This window comes from Pseudoalteromonas sp. H71 (assembly GCF_001468485.1).
GTDB lineage: Bacteria > Pseudomonadota > Gammaproteobacteria > Enterobacterales > Alteromonadaceae > Pseudoalteromonas.
Window position 1 is genome coordinate 123,603 of the sequence record NZ_LODI01000047.1, and the last position, 18,765, is coordinate 142,367.

The 18,765-nt window shown below is 42.9% G+C and carries 13 protein-coding genes, 1 tRNA gene and 3 pseudogenes; 16 read left to right on the top strand and 1 reads right to left on the bottom strand.

All coding sequences use genetic code 11. The features are described 5' to 3' along the window. A partial coding sequence (locus tag ATS71_RS19255) for a precorrin-2 dehydrogenase/sirohydrochlorin ferrochelatase family protein (RefSeq protein WP_235591526.1) occupies positions 1–358 on the bottom strand: 358 nt, incomplete at its 3' end. Positions 359–636: 278 nt separating this feature from the next. Here ATS71_RS19255 and deoC point away from each other — a divergent pair. From deoC to ATS71_RS19270, 16 genes and pseudogenes are all read left to right on the top strand, one after another. Continuing rightward, the gene (deoC, locus tag ATS71_RS17720) at positions 637–1,377 is read left to right on the top strand and encodes a deoxyribose-phosphate aldolase (RefSeq protein ID WP_058405988.1); all 741 of its coding nucleotides are present in this window, start codon (positions 637–639) and stop codon (positions 1,375–1,377) included. A 13-nt stretch (positions 1,378–1,390) separates the two neighbouring features. Next, positions 1,391–2,239 (top strand): SPFH domain-containing protein, encoded by an 849-nt coding sequence (locus ATS71_RS17725; protein WP_058405989.1) that lies wholly within the window; start codon positions 1,391–1,393, stop codon positions 2,237–2,239. Between the two features lie 106 nt (positions 2,240–2,345). Beyond that, positions 2,346–2,422 (top strand) — tRNA-Trp (locus ATS71_RS17730). Positions 2,423–2,554: 132 nt separating this feature from the next. Further along, positions 2,555–2,932: a preprotein translocase subunit SecE gene (secE, locus tag ATS71_RS17735; RefSeq protein ID WP_058405990.1), complete on the top strand. Its 378-nt coding sequence runs from the start codon at positions 2,555–2,557 to the stop codon at positions 2,930–2,932. 4 nt (positions 2,933–2,936) lie between these two features. Next, positions 2,937–3,494, top strand: coding sequence for a transcription termination/antitermination protein NusG (nusG, locus tag ATS71_RS17740; protein WP_006791264.1), 558 nt, complete (start codon positions 2,937–2,939; stop codon positions 3,492–3,494). A 214-nt stretch (positions 3,495–3,708) separates the two neighbouring features. Further along, positions 3,709–4,137 carry a 50S ribosomal protein L11 gene (rplK, locus tag ATS71_RS17745; protein ID WP_002958879.1) on the top strand — a complete coding sequence of 143 codons (429 nt, stop codon included), beginning with the start codon at positions 3,709–3,711 and terminating at the stop codon, positions 4,135–4,137. Positions 4,138–4,140: 3 nt separating this feature from the next. After that, complete coding sequence (gene rplA / locus ATS71_RS17750) at positions 4,141–4,845, top strand: 50S ribosomal protein L1 (RefSeq protein WP_006791263.1); 705 nt, start codon at positions 4,141–4,143, stop codon at positions 4,843–4,845. 322 nt (positions 4,846–5,167) lie between these two features. Next, the gene (rplJ, locus tag ATS71_RS17755; protein WP_054206867.1) at positions 5,168–5,662 is read left to right on the top strand and encodes a 50S ribosomal protein L10; all 495 of its coding nucleotides are present in this window, start codon (positions 5,168–5,170) and stop codon (positions 5,660–5,662) included. Positions 5,663–5,735: 73 nt separating this feature from the next. Next, positions 5,736–6,098, top strand: a complete 363-nt coding sequence (rplL, locus tag ATS71_RS17760) for a 50S ribosomal protein L7/L12 (protein ID WP_006791261.1) — start codon at positions 5,736–5,738, stop codon at positions 6,096–6,098. A gap of 270 nt (positions 6,099–6,368) precedes the next feature. Continuing rightward, positions 6,369–10,394: a DNA-directed RNA polymerase subunit beta gene (rpoB, locus tag ATS71_RS17765; RefSeq protein ID WP_058405991.1), complete on the top strand. Its 4,026-nt coding sequence runs from the start codon at positions 6,369–6,371 to the stop codon at positions 10,392–10,394. Positions 10,395–10,498: 104 nt separating this feature from the next. Continuing rightward, a pseudogene (gene rpoC, locus ATS71_RS17770) lies at positions 10,499–14,673 on the top strand (DNA-directed RNA polymerase subunit beta'). Positions 14,674–14,867: 194 nt separating this feature from the next. After that, on the top strand, positions 14,868–15,242 hold the full coding sequence (rpsL, locus tag ATS71_RS17775; protein WP_002958885.1) for a 30S ribosomal protein S12: 375 nt from the start codon (positions 14,868–14,870) through the stop codon (positions 15,240–15,242). Positions 15,243–15,339: 97 nt separating this feature from the next. Further along, positions 15,340–15,797 (top strand): annotated as a pseudogene (gene rpsG / locus ATS71_RS17780) (30S ribosomal protein S7). A 27-nt stretch (positions 15,798–15,824) separates the two neighbouring features. After that, complete coding sequence (fusA, locus tag ATS71_RS17785) at positions 15,825–17,939, top strand: elongation factor G (RefSeq protein WP_006791258.1); 2,115 nt, start codon at positions 15,825–15,827, stop codon at positions 17,937–17,939. Between the two features lie 62 nt (positions 17,940–18,001). Next, positions 18,002–18,282 (top strand): GTP-binding protein (locus ATS71_RS19260; RefSeq protein WP_235591527.1); only part of this gene is annotated, 281 nt, incomplete at its 3' end. Between the two features lie 67 nt (positions 18,283–18,349). After that, positions 18,350–18,765: pseudogene (locus ATS71_RS19270) on the top strand (GTP-binding protein); the annotation flags it as partial.

The following is an 18,765-nucleotide window of genomic DNA, read 5'->3' on the forward strand; positions in this document are numbered from 1 at the left end:
TACGGTCAACAATTGAAGGGAATATAAATGTGCATTTAGGTTGGTCATCAACCACGTTTACAAACACATTGCGTGCATTGGCAAGCTCAAACACTGTGTTGTTCACTTCGTCTCGGTCGGTTGCAGCAATAACCAGCATTTTTCCGTTTAGGTGCGACTCGTCAAAGTAAGCATCTATTAGGGTGACTTCGTTGTGTTGTGCATGTTCTTTTAACTCGTCACAAAACCAAGGTGCCACCAAGGTGACATCTGCACGGGCTTTTAAAAACGCGCGGCACTTGCGTAATGCGACCTCTCCACCGCCAACAACCAATACAGGTTTGTTGTCGAGTTTGGTAAAGATAGGTAAATATTGCACGTTTGTAACACCCCTAAACAATTTTATAAAAACGCTCTAATCTGTTGCGAAGAATATAGCGGCTATGTGTAAGTAAAAAATAATTAAAACCAAGTTGATATAACCAAAAGTTATATTGGGTGGCGGTTTTAAGCCTAAGGCTGAGTTAACAAGGGATTGCGACCAGTTACAAGTAAAATAATAAGCTTAGAGTGTTTGGTTATGAGCTATAGCGAGTTTTTTTTAATTTGTTAATATAAAGCATATTAATTTGACCCAAGTAGGGCAAGGGAGTTCGTATGACAAAACAACAAGACGCATTACTCGCGGCAAAGCTTATGGATTTAACTAGCTTAAACACCTGCGACACTACAAAAGACATTCAAACTTTGATCAATAGCATTAGGCCAACATTAGGCACACCGGCGGCAGTATGTGTATATAGCGATTTTGTTGACGATGCAAAAATAGCGCTTGCTGCACGAGAGCTTAGCCACGTTAAAGTCGCAACGGTGACTAACTTTCCGACAGGTGATGCCCCATTAAGCGATGTAATTAACGAAACTCTCATAGCCATTGAACGCGGTGCCGATGAAATCGACCTTGTTATCCCCTATAAAAAATTAACTGCAGGGGATACGCAAACCGCGCTTAACTACGTAATTGAAAGTAAAAAAGCATGCGGTACCAAAGCTCAGCTAAAAGTAATTATAGAAAGCGGTGAGCTAAAAACTGAGGCGTTGATTGCCCAAGCGACCGAACTGGCCATTAAAGGCGGTGCTGATTTTGTAAAAACCAGTACCGGCAAAGTCGCTATAAATGCGACGCTTGAGTCAACTAAGGTGATGTTAACCACCATTAAAAATTCAGGCAAGCGAGTGGGTTTTAAAGCGGCAGGTGGTGTTAAAACGGTGGCTGATGCCAGTGAATATTTAGCACTAGCCCGTTCAATAATGAGCGATGACTACCTACAAGCCAGCACATTTAGGTTTGGTGCTTCAAGCCTATTAAGCGATGTATATAAAAAATTAGAAAAATAATAAAGGATAAATAATGAGAACAAGAAATTCAGGGATGCAAAGTTTGGTTAATAATTTAATTAAAGGTGCCTTTGTTGTCGGTGTAATTGGATTTGGTTTAACCGCGTGTACTAACCCGAGTACTCCCGCAGGCGAAGAAGGTTATGTTTACGAAAAACCACGGGTATTTGGCGAAGGTGGTTACCAAGGTACCATGATAGGGCCTGCTAATTATGGTATGTCACTGTTGCGTAATGAAGTGGTGAACATAGATATGCGGCCTAATACGTACACCGAAACATTTAGAATATTAGCTAATGATGATTTGAACATTAAATTTGATTTTCACGCTGTTATTGCCATTCAAAGTGGCTCAGTGCAAACCGTTGTTGAACAATATGGTGCAGAAAATTGGTACAAACGTTTTGTGCGTGAAACGTTTAGAACTTACGTAAGAGATACCGTGCAAAAGTACGACAGTGGTGAACTTAAAACAAACCGCGAAAAAATAGCACAAGAGGTCACACTGCGTTTGCAAAATTATTTATCAACCACCCCCTTTAAGCTTGCCAATGTGGTTGTAGGTAATATTAACTATCCTGACATTGTTGCTAATGCGGTTGAGAAAAAGCTTGCTGCGCAACAATTGCTCGCCGAAAAAGAAACACAAAAAGAAATTGCGCGAAAAGATGCAGAAATACGCGTCGAAGAAGCGAAGGGGATTGCGCAGGCACAAAAAATTATTAACGCTACGCTTACGGCTAATTATTTACAACATGAAGCCATAAATGCGCAAATAAAAATGGCAGAGTCGCCAAACCATACAACGGTTTATATTCCTGTGGGTAATAATGGCGTGCCACTCGTTAAAGGGGCTAATTAAGCCTTTTTATTATTAAGGACTTAATTGTTTATCGAGATTTTGCATTGCGTGTATCTTTTAGGCTTGTGTAAATGATTTGCGTAAGTATAATAGGCATCCACTTTGCAGGGGCGTAGTTCCAATTGGTAGAACAGCGGTCTCCAAAACCGACGGTTGGGAGTTCGAATCTCTCCGCCCCTGCCACTTTACTCACTAATATGAGTAAGTCTGGGGTTAAAAATCGGTTTAAATAAGTCTGTTTTTAAGTTTAGATTTTAATGGATTAACCCTGCCGACGCGTAGGGTTGTTGTGTCTGTAGTTAAGGTAATAATATTATGAGCACGAATGTAGAAACACCATCAAGTGGGATGGAGTCAGTAAAGTGGTTAGTAGCAATCGCGCTACTTGCAGGCGCAGTTGTTGGTAACCATGTGTATGCAGATCAGTCTGTATTACTACGTGCTATCGGCGTTGTGGTTGCAATAGCGGCCGGATTAGCCATTGCCTCACAAACTTTTAAGGGACGTACCTTCCTTGCTTTTGCTAAAGAAGCTCGTATTGAAGTACGCAAAGTTATTTGGCCAACGCGTCAAGAAACTACCCACACGACATTAATTGTAATGGTTGCAACCGTGATTATGGCACTTATCCTTTGGGGATTAGATGGCATTTTATTCCGCGCTGTTGGCTTTTTAACTGGATTGGAGATCTGATCCCATGTCGGATGAGAACAAAGAAATTAAATTACGTTGGTACGTAGTACAAGCATTTTCTGGTTATGAAAAGCGTGTAGCTCAAACGTTAACTGAACACATTAAAATTGAAGGTCTTGAAGAGAGCTTTGGTGAAATATTAGTACCAACTGAAGAAGTTGTTGAGATGCGCGCTGGCCAAAAGCGTAAATCTGAGCGTAAATTCTTCCCAGGTTACGTATTAGTACAAATGGATATGAATGACGCTAGCTGGCACTTAGTGAACAGCACAGAGCGTGTAATGGGCTTCATTGGTGGTACATCTGACCGTCCAGCGCCAATTAGCTCTAAAGAAGCTGACCGTATTCTTAACCGTTTACAAGAAAATGCTGAAGCACCTAAACCTGCTACATTATTTGAACCAGGTGAAGTTGTTCGTGTTACTGATGGCCCATTTGCCGACTTTAGTGGTGTGGTTGAAGAAGTTGACTACGAAAAAAGCCGCGTAAAAGTATCTGTACTTATTTTTGGTCGTTCTACGCCAGTTGAACTTGAGTTTGGTCAAGTTGAACAAGATAAGTAATTGATTAAAAAAGCTTCGCTAGAGTTTTTATAAATTTTGGCACGAAGCTTGAAAAAGGCCGCTGATTAACTTATAATCAGCGGCCTTTTTGTATTAAGGTAAAAATTTATTTTTACTATACAAAAAGTACGAAACCAATTTTTAAACTGGGAAGCCGTTAGAGTACGCGTCCTCGCGCGCACAAGGCTAAGACCCACCAAATGAGGTATTTATAATGGCTAAAAAAGTTGAAGCTCTAATCAAGCTACAAGTTGCCGCTGGTATGGCTAACCCTAGTCCTCCAGTAGGTCCTGCACTAGGTCAACACGGTGTAAACATCATGGAATTCTGTAAAGCGTTCAACGCACGTACAGAATCTATCGAAAAAGGCGCTCCAGTTCCTGTAGTGATCTCTGTTTACGGTGACCGTTCATTTACGTTCGACATGAAAACGCCACCTGCTGCTTACTTACTTAAGAAAGCTGCTGGTATCAAGTCAGGCTCAGGCCGTCCTAACACTGATAAAGTAGGCACAGTAACTCGTGCTCAACTTGAAGAGATTGTTGAGACAAAACGAACTGACCTTACAGCTGCCGATATGGACGCAGCGGTTCGCACTATCGCAGGTTCTGCGCGTGCGATGGGCTTGAACGTAGAGGACTAAGAAATGGCTAAATTAACTAAACGTATGCGTACTATCCGCGAAAAAGTGGAAGTAACTAAAGATTACGAAATCAATGAAGCAGTTGCTCTTTTAAAAGAGTTAGCAACAGCTAAATTCGTAGAAAGTGTTGACGTTGCTGTTAACCTTGGTATCGATGCTCGTAAATCTGATCAAAACGTTCGTGGTGCAACTGTACTACCTAACGGTACTGGTCGTGACGTTCGCGTTGCAGTATTCACACAAGGCGCTAACGCAGAAGCTGCGAAAGAAGCCGGTGCTGAATTAGTTGGTATGGAAGATCTTGCTGAGCTAGTTAAAAAAGGCGAGATGGATTTTGACGTTGTTGTTGCATCTCCAGACGCTATGCGTGTTGTTGGTCAACTAGGTCAAATTTTAGGTCCACGTGGTCTAATGCCAAACCCTAAAACTGGTACTGTAACACCTAACGTTGCAGAAGCAGTTAAAAATGCGAAAGCTGGTCAAGTGCGTTACCGCAATGACAAAAATGGTATCATCCACACTACTATTGGTAAGGTTGATTTCACAGCTGAGCAACTTCAACAAAACCTTGAAGCTCTAATTGTTGCACTTAAGAAGGCTAAACCTTCTCAAGCTAAAGGTGTTTACTTGAAAAAAGTAACTATCTCTACAACAATGGGCGCAGGTGTTTCTGTTGACCAAGCTACTTTAAACACAGTAGTTGCTTAATTTAGTGTTTACATGGCACGAAATTTGTACTATAATTTCGCGCCATTTTGTTGATTAATTTATTAATTAGCAAAGTAAAGAATTCGGGTTGAAGTCCATAATTTCGGTGCGCCTTTGGCAAAGCGATAAATTGGGCTTCCGTCCAAGACCGTAGGCGGCTTAGGCCTTAATTTTACCTACGTAGACGGTGTAGACCCCAGATAGATTTTTCCTAATCCTTCTGGCTCTCGCCGTAAAAAGCATCTCTACCTTTGTTTGGTAGGGAAGAGTAGAACAGGGGAAACCGATTGTCGGTAACCCCATTAAACCAGGAGTAACACCCATGGCTTTAAATCTTCAAGGCAAAAAAGCAATAGTTGCTGAAGTCAACGAAGCAGCCAATGGTGCTCTATCTGCAGTTGTTGCAGATTCTCGTGGTGTAACAGTTGGCGCAATCACTGCCCTTCGTAAAGAAGCTCGTGAAGCTGGTGTATGGATGAAAGTTGTTCGTAACACTTTAGCAAAACGTGCTCTTGAAGGAACAGATTTTGAGTGTCTTTCTGATTCATTTGTTGGTCCAAGCTTAATCGCTTTCTCATCAGAGCACCCTGGTGCTGCTGCGCGTATCTTTTCAGATTTCGCGAAAAAGAATGAGAAATTTGAGCTTAAAACGGCCGCTTTTGAAGGTAACGTAGTAGATGCAGCTATGCTTGCAACTCTACCTACATACGACGAAGCTGTTGCACGCTTAATGAGTGCTATGAAAGAAGCGTCTGCTGGCAAATTGTGTAAAACAATTGAAGCAGTACGTGTACAGAAAGAAGAGCAAGCTGCTTAATTTTAAGTTGTTTAATCCTTTCGGTGTAAAATTTATTTGGACCTAGAGTCCGTTAATTATTAGGAAATTTGTAATGTCTGTATCTAAAGACCAAATCCTTGACGCAATTGCTGAAATGTCAGTAATGGACGTTGTTGCTCTTGTTGAAGCAATGGAAGAAAAATTCGGCGTAACTGCTGCAGCTGCTATGGTAGCAGGTCCTGCTGCTGAAGCTGCTGAAGAGAAAACAGAATTTGACGTAATCCTTACTGGCGCTGGCGCTAACAAGGTTGCTGCAATCAAAGCTGTTCGTAGCGCTACAGGCCTTGGCCTTAAAGAAGCTAAAGCACTTGTTGAAGCTGCTCCTACACCTGTTAAAGAAGGTGTATCTAAAGAAGAAGCTGAAGCACTTGCAAAAGACCTTACTGAAGCTGGTGCTGAAGTTGAGGTTAAGTAATTTAGCTTACGCTAAGTTCGCTGCCTGAGAAATCAGGCAAGGGCTGGTGATTATTTAATCACCGGCCTTTTTGCGCTATGGAGTGATGCACTCTTATAGCGCAAATAAAATCTAATTATTTCTTTACTTTCAACGCTTTATAGTTTGCTAGTGTTGAGAAGGGATTTAATTAGAACAACAATAAAATGTTGTAAATCTTGGCATAGCTGCCAGTTAAGTCTGTTCTTACAAGAACAGGTCGGGTCAAAGATCAGCAAGCTGAGGAACCCCATGGCTTACTCTTATTCTGAAAAGAAACGTATCCGTAAGGATTTTGGTAAACGTCCACAAGTTTTGGATATACCTTTTTTACTGTCTACACAGTTAGAATCGTTTAAAAAATTCTTAGTGCCGGACGCTGATGGCGATCATGGTTTGGAAGCTGCCTTCCGTTCTGTGTTCCCTATAAAAAGCTACTCGGGAAATTCTGAGCTTCAATACGTAAGTTACCGTATTGGTGAGCCAGTTTTCGATGTAAAAGAATGTCAAATTCGCGGTGTGACTTATTCTGCTCCACTTCGCGTGAAACTGCGTCTTGTTGTTATGGACAAAGAAGCTCCAGGCACAGTTAAAGACATTAAAGAGCAAGAAGTTTACATGGGCGAAATTCCGCTCATGACCGATACCGGTACCTTTGTAATCAATGGTACAGAGCGTGTTATCGTTTCTCAGCTACACCGTAGCCCTGGTGTATTCTTTGATAACGACCGCGGTAAAACTCATTCATCAGGTAAAGTATTATATAACGCACGCGTTATTCCTTACCGTGGTTCATGGTTAGACTTCGAATTTGATGCAAAAGATAACTTATATGTACGTATTGACCGTCGTCGTAAATTACCGGCGTCTATCATATTACGTGCACTTGAGTACTCTAGTGAAGAAATCCTAGATATCTTCTTCGATACAACTGCGTTTGAAGTAGCTGACGGTAAAGTTCTTATGGAACTTGTACCTTCGCGTTTACGTGGTGAAACTGCCGCTTTTGATATCAAAGGCGAAGACGGTGAAGTACTTGTTGAAAGTGGGCGTCGTGTTACGGCTCGTCACATCAAGAGTATCGAGAAAAAAGGCATTACTCAGTTAGAAGTACCTCACGAGTACATCATTGGCCGTATTATTTCTAAAAACTACGTTGATGAATCAACGGGTGAAGTTATTGCAAATGCGAATGATGAATTAACTCTTGAGCTTATGGCTGAATTAGTTAAAGCCGGTCACACTACCATTGATACATTGTATATCAATGAAGTGGACAGCGGTGCTTACATGTCAAATACATTGAACATTGACTCTTCAAGCAACCGTTTAGAAGCACTAGTAGAAATTTATCGCATGATGCGCCCAGGCGAGCCACCGACGAAAGACGCGGCTGAAGCCTTATTCCAAAACTTGTTCTTCTCTGAAGAACGTTACGACCTTTCAACTGTTGGTCGTATGAAGTTTAATAGCCGTGTTGGTTACGATTCTGACACAGGCCCAGGCACATTAAGCAAAGAAGACATCGTGTCTGTTATGAAGGTATTAATTGCTATTCGTAACGGTCAAGGCGATGTTGATGATATCGACCACTTAGGCAACCGTCGTATACGTAGTGTTGGCGAAATGGCTGAGAACCAATTCCGTGTTGGTCTAGTACGTGTAGAACGTGCTGTACGTGAGCGTTTAAGCTTAGGTGACCTTGACGCAATAATGCCACAAGATCTTATTAACGCTAAGCCTATTTCGGCAGCGGTTAAAGAGTTCTTCGGCTCGTCTCAGTTATCACAGTTTATGGACCAAAATAACCCGCTATCAGAAGTTACGCATAAGCGTCGTATTTCTGCATTAGGTCCGGGCGGTCTAACTCGTGAACGCGCTGGCTTTGAAGTACGTGACGTTCACGTAACTCACTACGGTCGCGTATGTCCAATCGAGACGCCAGAGGGTCCAAACATTGGTCTAATTAACTCATTGTCTACGTACGCACGTACAAATGACTATGGTTTCTTAGAAACACCTTACCGCAAAGTGGTAGACGGTGTAGTAACTGATGAAGTTGATTACTTATCAGCCATTGAAGAAGGTCAGTTTGTTATCGCACAGGCGAACTCAAACTTAACTGAAACCAATGAGTTTGTAGATGAACTTATTCCATGTCGTCACAAAGGTGAATCAACCTTTATGGGTCGCATGGACCAGCAATATATGGATGTATCACCACAACAGGTGATCTCTGTAGCAGCAGCACTTATCCCGTTCCTAGAACACGATGATGCTAACCGCGCATTGATGGGTTCAAACATGCAACGTCAAGCAGTACCAACATTGAAAGCGGATAAACCGTTAGTAGGTACAGGTATTGAGTTAACACTAGCGAAAGACTCTGGTGTAACGATTGTTGCAAAACGTGGTGGTGAAGTAATGTATGCCGACGCAAGTCGCATCGTTGTAAACGTACATGAAGAAGAACGCATCCCTGGTGAAGCGGGCATCGACATCTACAACTTAACCAAATACACACGTTCTAACCAAAATACATGTATTAACCAAAAACCAACGTGTATGGTTGGTGAACCGGTTACTCGTGGTGACGTGTTAGCAGATGGTCCTTCGACTGACTTAGGTGACTTAGCCCTTGGTCAAAACCTTCGCGTGGCATTTATGCCATGGAACGGTTACAACTTCGAGGATTCAATCTTACTATCAGAGCGCGTAGTTGAAGAAGATCGTCTTACGACTATCCACATTCAAGAACTACAGTGTGTTGCCCGTGATACTAAATTAGGTCCAGAAGAGATCACTGCAGATATCCCGAATGTGGGTGAATCTGCACTAGGCAAGCTTGATGAATCAGGCGTTGTTTATATTGGTGCTGAAGTTAAAGGCGGCGATATCCTAGTAGGTAAAGTGACTCCGAAAGGCGAAACACAGCTTACACCTGAAGAGAAGCTACTGCGTGCTATCTTCGGCGAAAAAGCATCTGACGTTAAAGACAGCTCTTTACGTGTACCAAACTCTGTAACTGGTACTGTAATTGACGTGCAAGTTTTCACCCGTGATGGTGTTGAAAAAGATAAGCGTGCGTTAGAAGTTGAAGACATGCAGCTTCGCGAAGCGAAGAAAGACTTCAACGAAGAGTTCCGTATTCTTGAAGCTGGCGTTTTAGAACGCGCTCGCAAGCTACTTGTAGCTGCTGGCTTTGATGAAAACAACTTAGTGTCATTAAATGCTGAAAAACTATTAACTCAAAGCCTTGCTGAAGAAGATAAGCAAGCTGAACTTGAGCAACTAGCTGCACAGTACGATGAACTTAAAGCTGAATACGATAAGAAGTTTGAAAACAAACGTCGTAAAATTACTCAAGGTGATGACTTAGCACCAGGCGTACTTAAAATTGTTAAAGTATACCTAGCTGTTAAACGTCGTATCCAACCGGGTGATAAGATGGCGGGTCGTCATGGTAACAAAGGTGTTATCTCGACTATCGTACCAGTAGAAGATATGCCATACGATGACAAAGGTCGTACGGTAGATATCGTACTAAATCCACTAGGTGTACCATCGCGTATGAACATCGGTCAGATCCTTGAAACACATATGGGTCTTGCTGCACGTGGTATCGGTGAGCGTTTAGAAGAAATGATGAAAGAGCAACGTGAGCTTCATGAGCTACGTGAATTCATCAAGCAAGCTTACGAAATTGGTGAATCTCGCCAAGTTGTAGACATTGCAAGTTTCTCTGATGACGAAATTCGTCGCCTAGCTGAAAACTTAAAAGGTGGTTTACCAATCGCTACTCCTGCATTTGATGGCGCTAAAGAAAGCGAAATCAAAGACATGCTAGAGCTTGGTGGATACCCTAGAAGTGGTCAGGTTACACTTTATGATGGCCGTACTGGCGATCAGTTTGAACGTCAAGTAACCGTTGGTTACATGTACATGCTTAAACTTAACCACTTGGTTGATGATAAGATGCACGCGCGTTCTACTGGTTCTTACAGCCTTGTTACTCAGCAGCCGCTGGGTGGTAAAGCACAGTTCGGTGGCCAGCGTTTTGGTGAGATGGAAGTATGGGCGCTTGAAGCTTACGGTGCTGCTTACACTCTACAAGAAATGCTAACAGTGAAGTCGGATGACGTGAATGGTCGTACTAAGATGTATAAAAACATCGTTGATGGTAACCACAAGATGGAACCAGGTATGCCAGAATCGTTCAACGTATTGTTGAAAGAAATCCGCTCACTGGGTATCAACATCGAGTTGGAAGAAAATTAAGCCAATTAGATGCTGCAGTTAACGCTGCAGCATCTGTTACGGCTGAATAGAATGTAGGGACGAGATTACCCGTCCTCAAGATTAACTCCGACAGGAGAGCTAAGGTGAAAGACTTACTTAAGTTTCTGAAGCAACAAAATAAGACCGAAGAATTCGATGCAATTCGCATTGGTCTTGCTTCACCAGACATGGTTCGTTCATGGTCATACGGTGAAGTAAAGAAACCTGAGACTATTAACTACCGTACTTTCAAGCCTGAGCGCGATGGCTTATTCTGTGCCCGTATTTTCGGCCCAGTGAAAGATTATGAGTGTTTATGTGGTAAATATAAACGCCTTAAACACCGTGGTGTGATCTGTGAGAAGTGTGGCGTTGAAGTTACACTGACCAAAGTGCGTCGTGATCGTATGGGTCATATTGACCTTGCGAGCCCAGTAGCACATATATGGTTTTTAAAATCATTACCGTCACGTATCGGCTTAATGCTAGATATGACGCTTCGTGATATTGAACGTGTTCTTTACTTCGAATCATTCGTAGTAACTGAGCCAGGTATGACAACGCTTGAGCGTGGTCAGTTACTAGGTGAAGAAGAATACCTAGATGCATTAGAAGAGCACGGTGATGAGTTTGAAGCGAAGATGGGTGCTGAAGCAGTTTTAGACTTGCTTCGTGAACTTGATCTTGGCCAATTAATTGCTGAGATGCGTGAAGAGTTACCAACAATTAACTCTGAAACTAAGCGTAAAAAAATCACTAAACGTCTTAAGTTAATGGAATCGTTCCACCAATCAGGTAATAACCCTGAGTGGATGATCATGACAGTACTTCCAGTATTGCCACCTGATCTACGCCCATTAGTACCACTAGACGGTGGTCGTTTTGCAACATCTGATCTAAATGACCTTTACCGTCGTGTTATTAACCGTAATAACCGTCTTAAGCGTCTATTAGATTTAGCTGCACCAGATATTATCGTACGCAACGAAAAACGTATGTTACAAGAAGCGGTAGATGCGCTACTTGATAACGGTCGTCGTGGTCGTGCAATTACAGGTTCTAACAAGCGTCCGCTTAAATCTCTTGCTGATATGATCAAGGGGAAGCAAGGTCGTTTCCGTCAGAACTTACTTGGTAAGCGTGTAGATTACTCTGGCCGTTCTGTAATCACAGTAGGTCCTACGCTTAAGCTTCACCAATGTGGTCTTCCTAAGAAGATGGCACTTGAGTTATTCAAACCGTTTATCTATGGCAAATTAGAGCGTCGCGGCATGGCTACGACAATTAAAGCTGCTAAGAAAATGGTAGAGCGTGAAGTTGCGGAAGTATGGGATGTATTAGACGAAGTAATTCGTGAACATCCAGTATTACTTAACCGTGCACCAACACTTCACCGTTTGGGTATCCAAGCGTTTGAGCCTGTGCTTATTGAAGGTAAAGCGATTCATTTGCATCCATTAGTATGTGCGGCGTACAACGCCGATTTCGATGGTGACCAAATGGCGGTACACGTACCGTTAACAATCGAAGCACAGCTTGAAGCACGTGCATTGATGATGTCTACAAACAACATTCTATCTCCTGCGAATGGTGAGCCAATCATCGTTCCTTCACAGGATGTTGTATTGGGTCTTTACTACATGACCCGTGATTGCATCAACGCAAAAGGCGAAGGCGCAATATTTAAAGATCCTAAAGAAGCAGAAAAGGCATACCGCAGTGGTAATGCAGACCTTCACGCTATTGTGAAAGTACGTATTAGCCAGTCAGTTGCTAACGAACACGGTGTAGTAGAAGATACTACAACGGTCATCGAAACAACCGTAGGTCGTGCAATTCTGTCTCTAATTTTACCAACTGGTATGCCGTTTGAGTCAATCAACCAGCCACTAGGTAAAAAGCAGATTTCTAGCTTGTTGAATGAATGTTACCGTCGCTTAGGCCTTAAAGACACCGTTGTGTTTGCTGACCAAGTTATGTACACCGGTTTCCATTACGCAATGAAGTCTGGTGTTTCTATCGGTATCGATGACTTAGTTATCCCACCGGTTAAAGCGCAGATCATTGAATCAGCAGAAGCTGAAGTAACTGAAATCAACCAACAATTCCAATCAGGTCTTGTAACGGCTGGTGAGAAGTACAACAAAGTTATCGATATCTGGTCACGTGTAAATGAAAACTTATCACGTGAGATGATGGCTAACTTGTCGAAAGACACAGTTACCAACGCGAAAGGTGAAGAAGTAGAGCAACCGTCATTTAACTCAGTGTTTATGATGGCAGACTCAGGTGCTCGTGGTAGTGCCGCTCAGATCCGTCAGCTAGCAGGTATGCGTGGTCTAATGGCACGTCCAGATGGTTCAATCATCGAGACACCAATCACGGCTAACTTCCGTGAAGGTCTAAACGTACTTCAGTACTTCATCTCAACTCACGGTGCGCGTAAAGGTCTAGCCGATACAGCACTGAAAACAGCGAACTCGGGTTACCTAACGCGTCGTCTAGTAGACGTTGCACAAGATTTGGTAATCAACGAAGACGACTGTGGCACAGAAGATGGCTTAACAATGAAACCGCTTATTGAAGGTGGTGATGTTGTAGAAGCACTTCGTGAACGTGTTCTTGGCCGTGTTGTTGCTGAAGATATCGTTATTCCAGGTACTAACACAGTTCTTGTAGAACGTAATATCATGCTTGACGAAAAACTGTGTGACCTTTTAGAAGAGCACTCAGTAGATGAAGTTCGCGTACGCTCAGTTATTACATGTGATAACGACTTTGGTGTATGTGCTAAGTGTTATGGTCGTGACCTTGCACGTGGTCATATCATCAACGCGGGTGAATCTGTAGGTGTTATCGCGGCGCAGTCAATCGGTGAGCCGGGTACACAGCTTACGATGCGTACCTTCCACATCGGTGGTGCAGCATCAAGAGCGTCAGCTGAAAATAATGTACAAGTTAAAACTAACGGTACATTAAAACTTCACAATGCTAAGTATGTGTTAAACACAGACGGTAAGATTGTTATTACTTCTCGTTCAACGGAAATCACTATCATCGATAGTCATGGCCGTGAGAAAGAGCGTTATAAAGTACCTTACGGTGCGGTATTAACAGTGCAAGACAATGCTGAAGTTCAAGGTAACGACATTGTTGCTACTTGGGACCCGCATAGTCACCCAATCGTTCTTGAGCACAATCGAAAGTATCGTTCAGCGATATCGATGACTCAAATACAGAGACACAAACCGATGAACTAACCGGTTTAACTCGTATTGTTGTTAAAGACCTTGCTAAAGCCAATGCTAAAGAACCTAAGCTTATCATCGAAAGTGAAGAGCGCGGTCTGCAAGAAACACGTTTACCTTCATTCACTACTATTGAAGTGACAGATGGTGCGACTGCAAACCCTGGTGACGTGTTAGCACGTATTCCACAAGAAGGTTCGAAAACTCGTGATATCACGGGTGGTCTACCACGCGTAGCCGACTTATTTGAAGCGCGTAAACCTAAAGAGCCAGCTATCTTAGCTGAGATCACAGGTACTATTAGCTTCGGTAAAGAAACTAAAGGTAAGAAGCGTTTAGTTATTACTCCACCAGAAGGCGATCATTACGAAGAAATGATTCCTAAGTGGCGTCAACTTAACGTGTTTGAAGGTGAGCAAGTGTCTAAAGGTGAAGTAATCGCCGATGGTCCTGAATCACCACATGACATCTTACGCTTACGTGGTGTGACTCATGTTGCTAACTACATCGTTAACGAAGTGCAAGAGGTTTACCGTTTGCAAGGCGTTAAGATCAATGACAAGCACATTGAAACAATTATCCGTCAGATGATTCGTAAATGTACAATTATACACGGTGGTGATACTGAGTTCTTAGCGGGTGAGCAAATTGAAGTAGCTCGCGTTAATATCGCTAATCGTGACCTTGAAAAACAAGGTAAAATCCCAGCGAAGTTTGAAATACAACTTATGGGTATCACGAAAGCATCACTAGCGACAGAATCTTTCATCTCTGCAGCGTCTTTCCAAGAAACAACACGTGTTCTTACAGATGCAGCAGTGAATGGTAAGAGCGATGAGCTTCGCGGTCTGAAAGAAAACGTAATTGTGGGTCGTTTGATCCCAGCCGGTACCGGTTTTGCGTATCATCAAGATCGTATGGCTCGCCGTAAACAAAGCAAAGAAGTAGTAGAAGAGCAAACAGTAAGCGCTGAAGAGGCAACTCAAGCACTAACTGATGCACTAAATGCTGATTTGTCTGGAAATCAATAAACTGTTCTTAATCAATGCATTAAGAGATCGTAAGGCAGTTAAGTGCTGTCTTACGATTAGTTTAGGTTGACAGGTTAAACTTTGCTCATTAAAATTCCGCCACCCATTTACTTGTGTGCTAATTGCAGGCAAGTAATAAAGGGCGGATTTTTTTATTTTTTTCAGTAGTAATTTTAATTTCAGGAGCTATTTAAATGGCAACTATTAACCAGCTAGTGCGTAAGCCACGCCGTAGCAAGGTTACGAAAAGTAACTCAGCTGCACTAAAAGCGTGTCCGCAAAAGCGCGGTGTATGTACTCGTGTATATACAACTACACCTAAGAAACCAAACTCAGCGTTACGTAAAGTAGCTCGTGTACGTTTAACTAACGGTTTCGAAGTAACATCTTACATCGGTGGTGAAGGTCATAACCTTCAAGAGCACAGTGTAATCCTAATCCGTGGTGGTCGTGTTAAAGATTTACCAGGTGTGCGTTTTCACACTGTACGTGGTGCACTTGACTGTGCAGGCGTTAGCGACCGTCGTCAAGCTCGTTCTAAATACGGTGCAAAACGCCCTAAAGGGTAATTGTATTCCGTTAGTAAGGCCAAGCACTAAATATCATTAATTATTGTTTTGGGTGATTGACTCGAAAGAGCAAACCTGAATAAACCGGAGATACAAAATGCCTAGAAGACGCGTAATAGGTCAACGTAAAATTCTTCCAGATCGGAACTTCTTGCTAAATTCGTTAACATCGTAATGTTAGACGGCAAGAAATCTACTGCTGAAAAAATTGTTTATGGTGCGCTAGACGTGGCTGCTGAGAAATCAGGCAAGTCGCACCTAGAAATCTTTGAATCTGCACTTGATAACATCCGTCCACAGGTTGAGGTTAAATCTCGCCGTGTTGGTGGTTCAACTTATCAAGTACCAGTTGAAGTACGTCCAGTTCGTCGCAACGCATTAGGTATGCGTTGGTTAGTAGACGCTGCACGTAAGCGTGGCGAAAAATCTATGGGCTTACGTTTAGCTCAAGAAATCGTTGACGCTGCTGATAATAAAGGCACTGCGGTTAAGAAACGTGAAGACGTTCACCGTATGGCTGAAGCGAATAAAGCATTCGCTCATTACCGTTGGTAATCTGTCCTTAACCTTTAAGAGGATCATATGGCACGTACAACTCCACTTGAGCGCTACCGTAATATCGGCATAGTAGCTCACGTAGATGCAGGCAAAACCACCACAACAGAACGTGTTCTGTTCTACACAGGTCTTTCTCATAAGATCGGTGAAGTACATGATGGCGCTGCAACTATGGACTGGATGGAGCAGGAACAAGAGCGTGGTATCACAATCACTTCTGCTGCAACAACGTGTTTTTGGAAAGGGATGGACGCTCAATTTGACGCCCATCGTATCAATATTATTGATACTCCAGGACACGTAGATTTCACTATCGAAGTAGAGCGTTCTTTACGTGTACTTGATGGTGCGGTAGTTGTGCTTTGTGCTTCTTCTGGTGTACAGCCGCAAACTGAAACAGTTTGGCGTCAAGCGAACAAATACGAAGTTCCGAGAATGATCTTCGTAAATAAAATGGATCGCACGGGCGCTGACTTTTTAGCTGTTGTTAGCCAGGTGAAATCTCGTCTTGGAGCAACGCCTGTTCCAATTCAGTTGCCAGTAGGCGCTGAGGACGACTTTAAAGGTGTTATTGACCTTATAAAAATGAAAGTGATTAACTGGAACGAAGCGGACCAGGGTATGACTTTCACATATGAGGCAATACCGGCAGATCTTCTTGAGTCAGCTGAAGAATGGCGCTCTCATTTAGTTGAAAGCGCTGCTGAAGCCTCAGAAGAACTAATGGACAAATACTTAGAAGGTGAAGAGTTAAGTGAAGCAGAAATTAAAAATGCTTTACGCCAACGCACATTAGCCAATGAGATTGTTCCAGTAACTTGTGGAAGCGCATTTAAAAACAAAGGTGTTCAAGCTGTGCTTGACGGCGTTGTTGAATACATGCCTTCACCAGAACAAGTTAAACAAATCCAAGGTATCTTAGAAGATGGTACCGAAGAGGAACGTCCAGCTGATGATAAAGCGCCGTTTGCTGCACTTGCATTTAAAATTGCAACAGACCCGTTTGTTGGTACTTTAACCTTTTTCCGCGTTTACTCTGGTACTGTTAAACAGGGTGACGCGGTATACAACCCAGTTAAAAGTAAGCGTGAGCGACTTGGCCGTATCGTACAGATGCATTCAAACTCTCGTGAAGAGATCAAAGAAGTCTACGCAGGCGACATCGCGGCGGCTATTGGTCTTAAAGACGTTACAACAGGTGAGACGCTGTGTGCTCCGAATTCAATTATTACGCTTGAGCGTATGGAATTCCCAGAACCAGTTATCTCTGTTGCGGTTGAGCCTCGCACAATCGCTGACCAGGATAAGATGGGTATCGCGCTAGGTAAACTAGCGGCTGAAGATCCGTCTTTCCGCGTACAAACCGACGAAGAATCAGGCCAGACAATTATTTCTGGTATGGGTGAACTTCACCTAGATATTATCGTCGACCGTATGAAACGTGAATTCAGTGTTGAATGTAACGTTGGTAAGCCGCAGGTTTCATACCGTGAAGCTATTCGTTCAACTGTTGAAGTTGAAGGAAAGTTCATTCGTCAATCAGGTGGTCGTGGTCAATATGGTCACGTTTGGTTGAAGCTTGAACCGATGGATATTTCGGATGATGATTCTCCAATTTACGAATTCGTTAACGAAACCGTAGGTGGATCAGTTCCTAAGGAATACATCCCAGCGGTAGACAAAGGTATCCAAGAGCAAATGTCTCAAGGTGTACTGGCAGGCTATCCTTTACTTGGCGTTAAAGCGACTTTATATGATGGTTCATTCCATGATGTAGATTCGAATGAAATGGCATTTAAAATTGCAGGTTCATTAGCTATGAGAGACGGTGCGCTTAAAGCAAATCCGGTTCTTTTAGAACCACTAATGAAGGTTGAGGTAATCACTCCTGACTCAAACATGGGTGATGTAGTTGGCGACTTAAACCGTCGTCGCGGCATGATCGAGGGCATGGAAGATGCACTTGGTGGACTTAAGCAAATAAATGCACAGGTTCCACTGTCTGAAATGTTCGGTTATGCGACTGCTTTACGATCTGCAACTCAAGGTCGTGCTTCTTACTCTATGGAGTTTTTGAAGTACGCTGAAGCCTCTAAGCAGGTTGCAGATACAATAATTTCAGCTCGCGCTGTAATATGATTTTAGCTTGTCTGGCTCAATAGTGAGTCAGGCTTTAATTTCTTAATTAGGAATTTTTTAAGATGGCAAAAGAAAAGTTTGAACGCGTAAAACCGCACGTAAACGTTGGTACAATCGGCCACGTTGACCACGGTAAAACTACACTAACTGCAGCAATCACTAACGTACTTGCAAAAGTATACGGCGGTGTTGCTAAAGATTTCGCATCAATCGATAACGCTCCAGAAGAGCGCGAGCGTGGTATCACTATCTCAACTTCACACGTTGAGTACGACACACCAACTCGTCACTACGCACACGTAGATTGTCCTGGTCACGCCGATTATGTTAAAAACATGATCACNGGTGCTGCACAAATGGACGGCGCTATCTTAGTAGTAGCTGCNACTGANGGCCCNATGCCACAAACNCGTGAGCACATCCTACTTTCTCGTCAGGTTGGCGTACCTTACATCATCGTATTCATGAACAAATGTGACATGGTTGATGACGAAGAGCTACTTGAGCTAGTAGAAATGGAAGTTCGTGAACTTCTTTCTGAGTACGATTTCCCAGGTGACGACTTACCACTAATTCAAGGTTCTGCACTTAAAGCACTTGAAGGCGAGAAGCAATGGGAAGACAAGATTGTAGAGCTTGCAGAAGCACTAGATTCTTACATTCCAGAGCCAGAGCGTGACATCGATAAGCCATTCATCATGCCTATCGAAGACGTTTTCTCAATCCAAGGTCGTGGTACTGTTGTAACTGGTCGTGTTGAAGCGGGTATCATCAACGTGAATGACGAAGTTGAAATCGTTGGTATCAAAGAGACTACTAAGTCAAC

Bases quoted from the DNA above. Each gene is read 5' to 3' on its own strand.
- deoC (WP_058405988.1), top strand. From the start codon at position 637: ATGACAAAACAACAAGACGCATTACTCGCGGCAAAGCTTATGGATTTA.
- ATS71_RS17725 (WP_058405989.1), top strand. From the start codon at position 1,391: ATGAGAACAAGAAATTCAGGGATGCAAAGTTTGGTTAATAATTTAATT.
- secE (WP_058405990.1), top strand. From the start codon at position 2,555: ATGAGCACGAATGTAGAAACACCATCAAGTGGGATGGAGTCAGTAAAG.
- nusG (WP_006791264.1), top strand. From the start codon at position 2,937: ATGTCGGATGAGAACAAAGAAATTAAATTACGTTGGTACGTAGTACAA.
- rplK (WP_002958879.1), top strand. From the start codon at position 3,709: ATGGCTAAAAAAGTTGAAGCTCTAATCAAGCTACAAGTTGCCGCTGGT.
- rplA (WP_006791263.1), top strand. From the start codon at position 4,141: ATGGCTAAATTAACTAAACGTATGCGTACTATCCGCGAAAAAGTGGAA.
- rplJ (WP_054206867.1), top strand. From the start codon at position 5,168: ATGGCTTTAAATCTTCAAGGCAAAAAAGCAATAGTTGCTGAAGTCAAC.
- rplL (WP_006791261.1), top strand. From the start codon at position 5,736: ATGTCTGTATCTAAAGACCAAATCCTTGACGCAATTGCTGAAATGTCA.
- rpoB (WP_058405991.1), top strand. From the start codon at position 6,369: ATGGCTTACTCTTATTCTGAAAAGAAACGTATCCGTAAGGATTTTGGT.
- rpsL (WP_002958885.1), top strand. From the start codon at position 14,868: ATGGCAACTATTAACCAGCTAGTGCGTAAGCCACGCCGTAGCAAGGTT.
- fusA (WP_006791258.1), top strand. From the start codon at position 15,825: ATGGCACGTACAACTCCACTTGAGCGCTACCGTAATATCGGCATAGTA.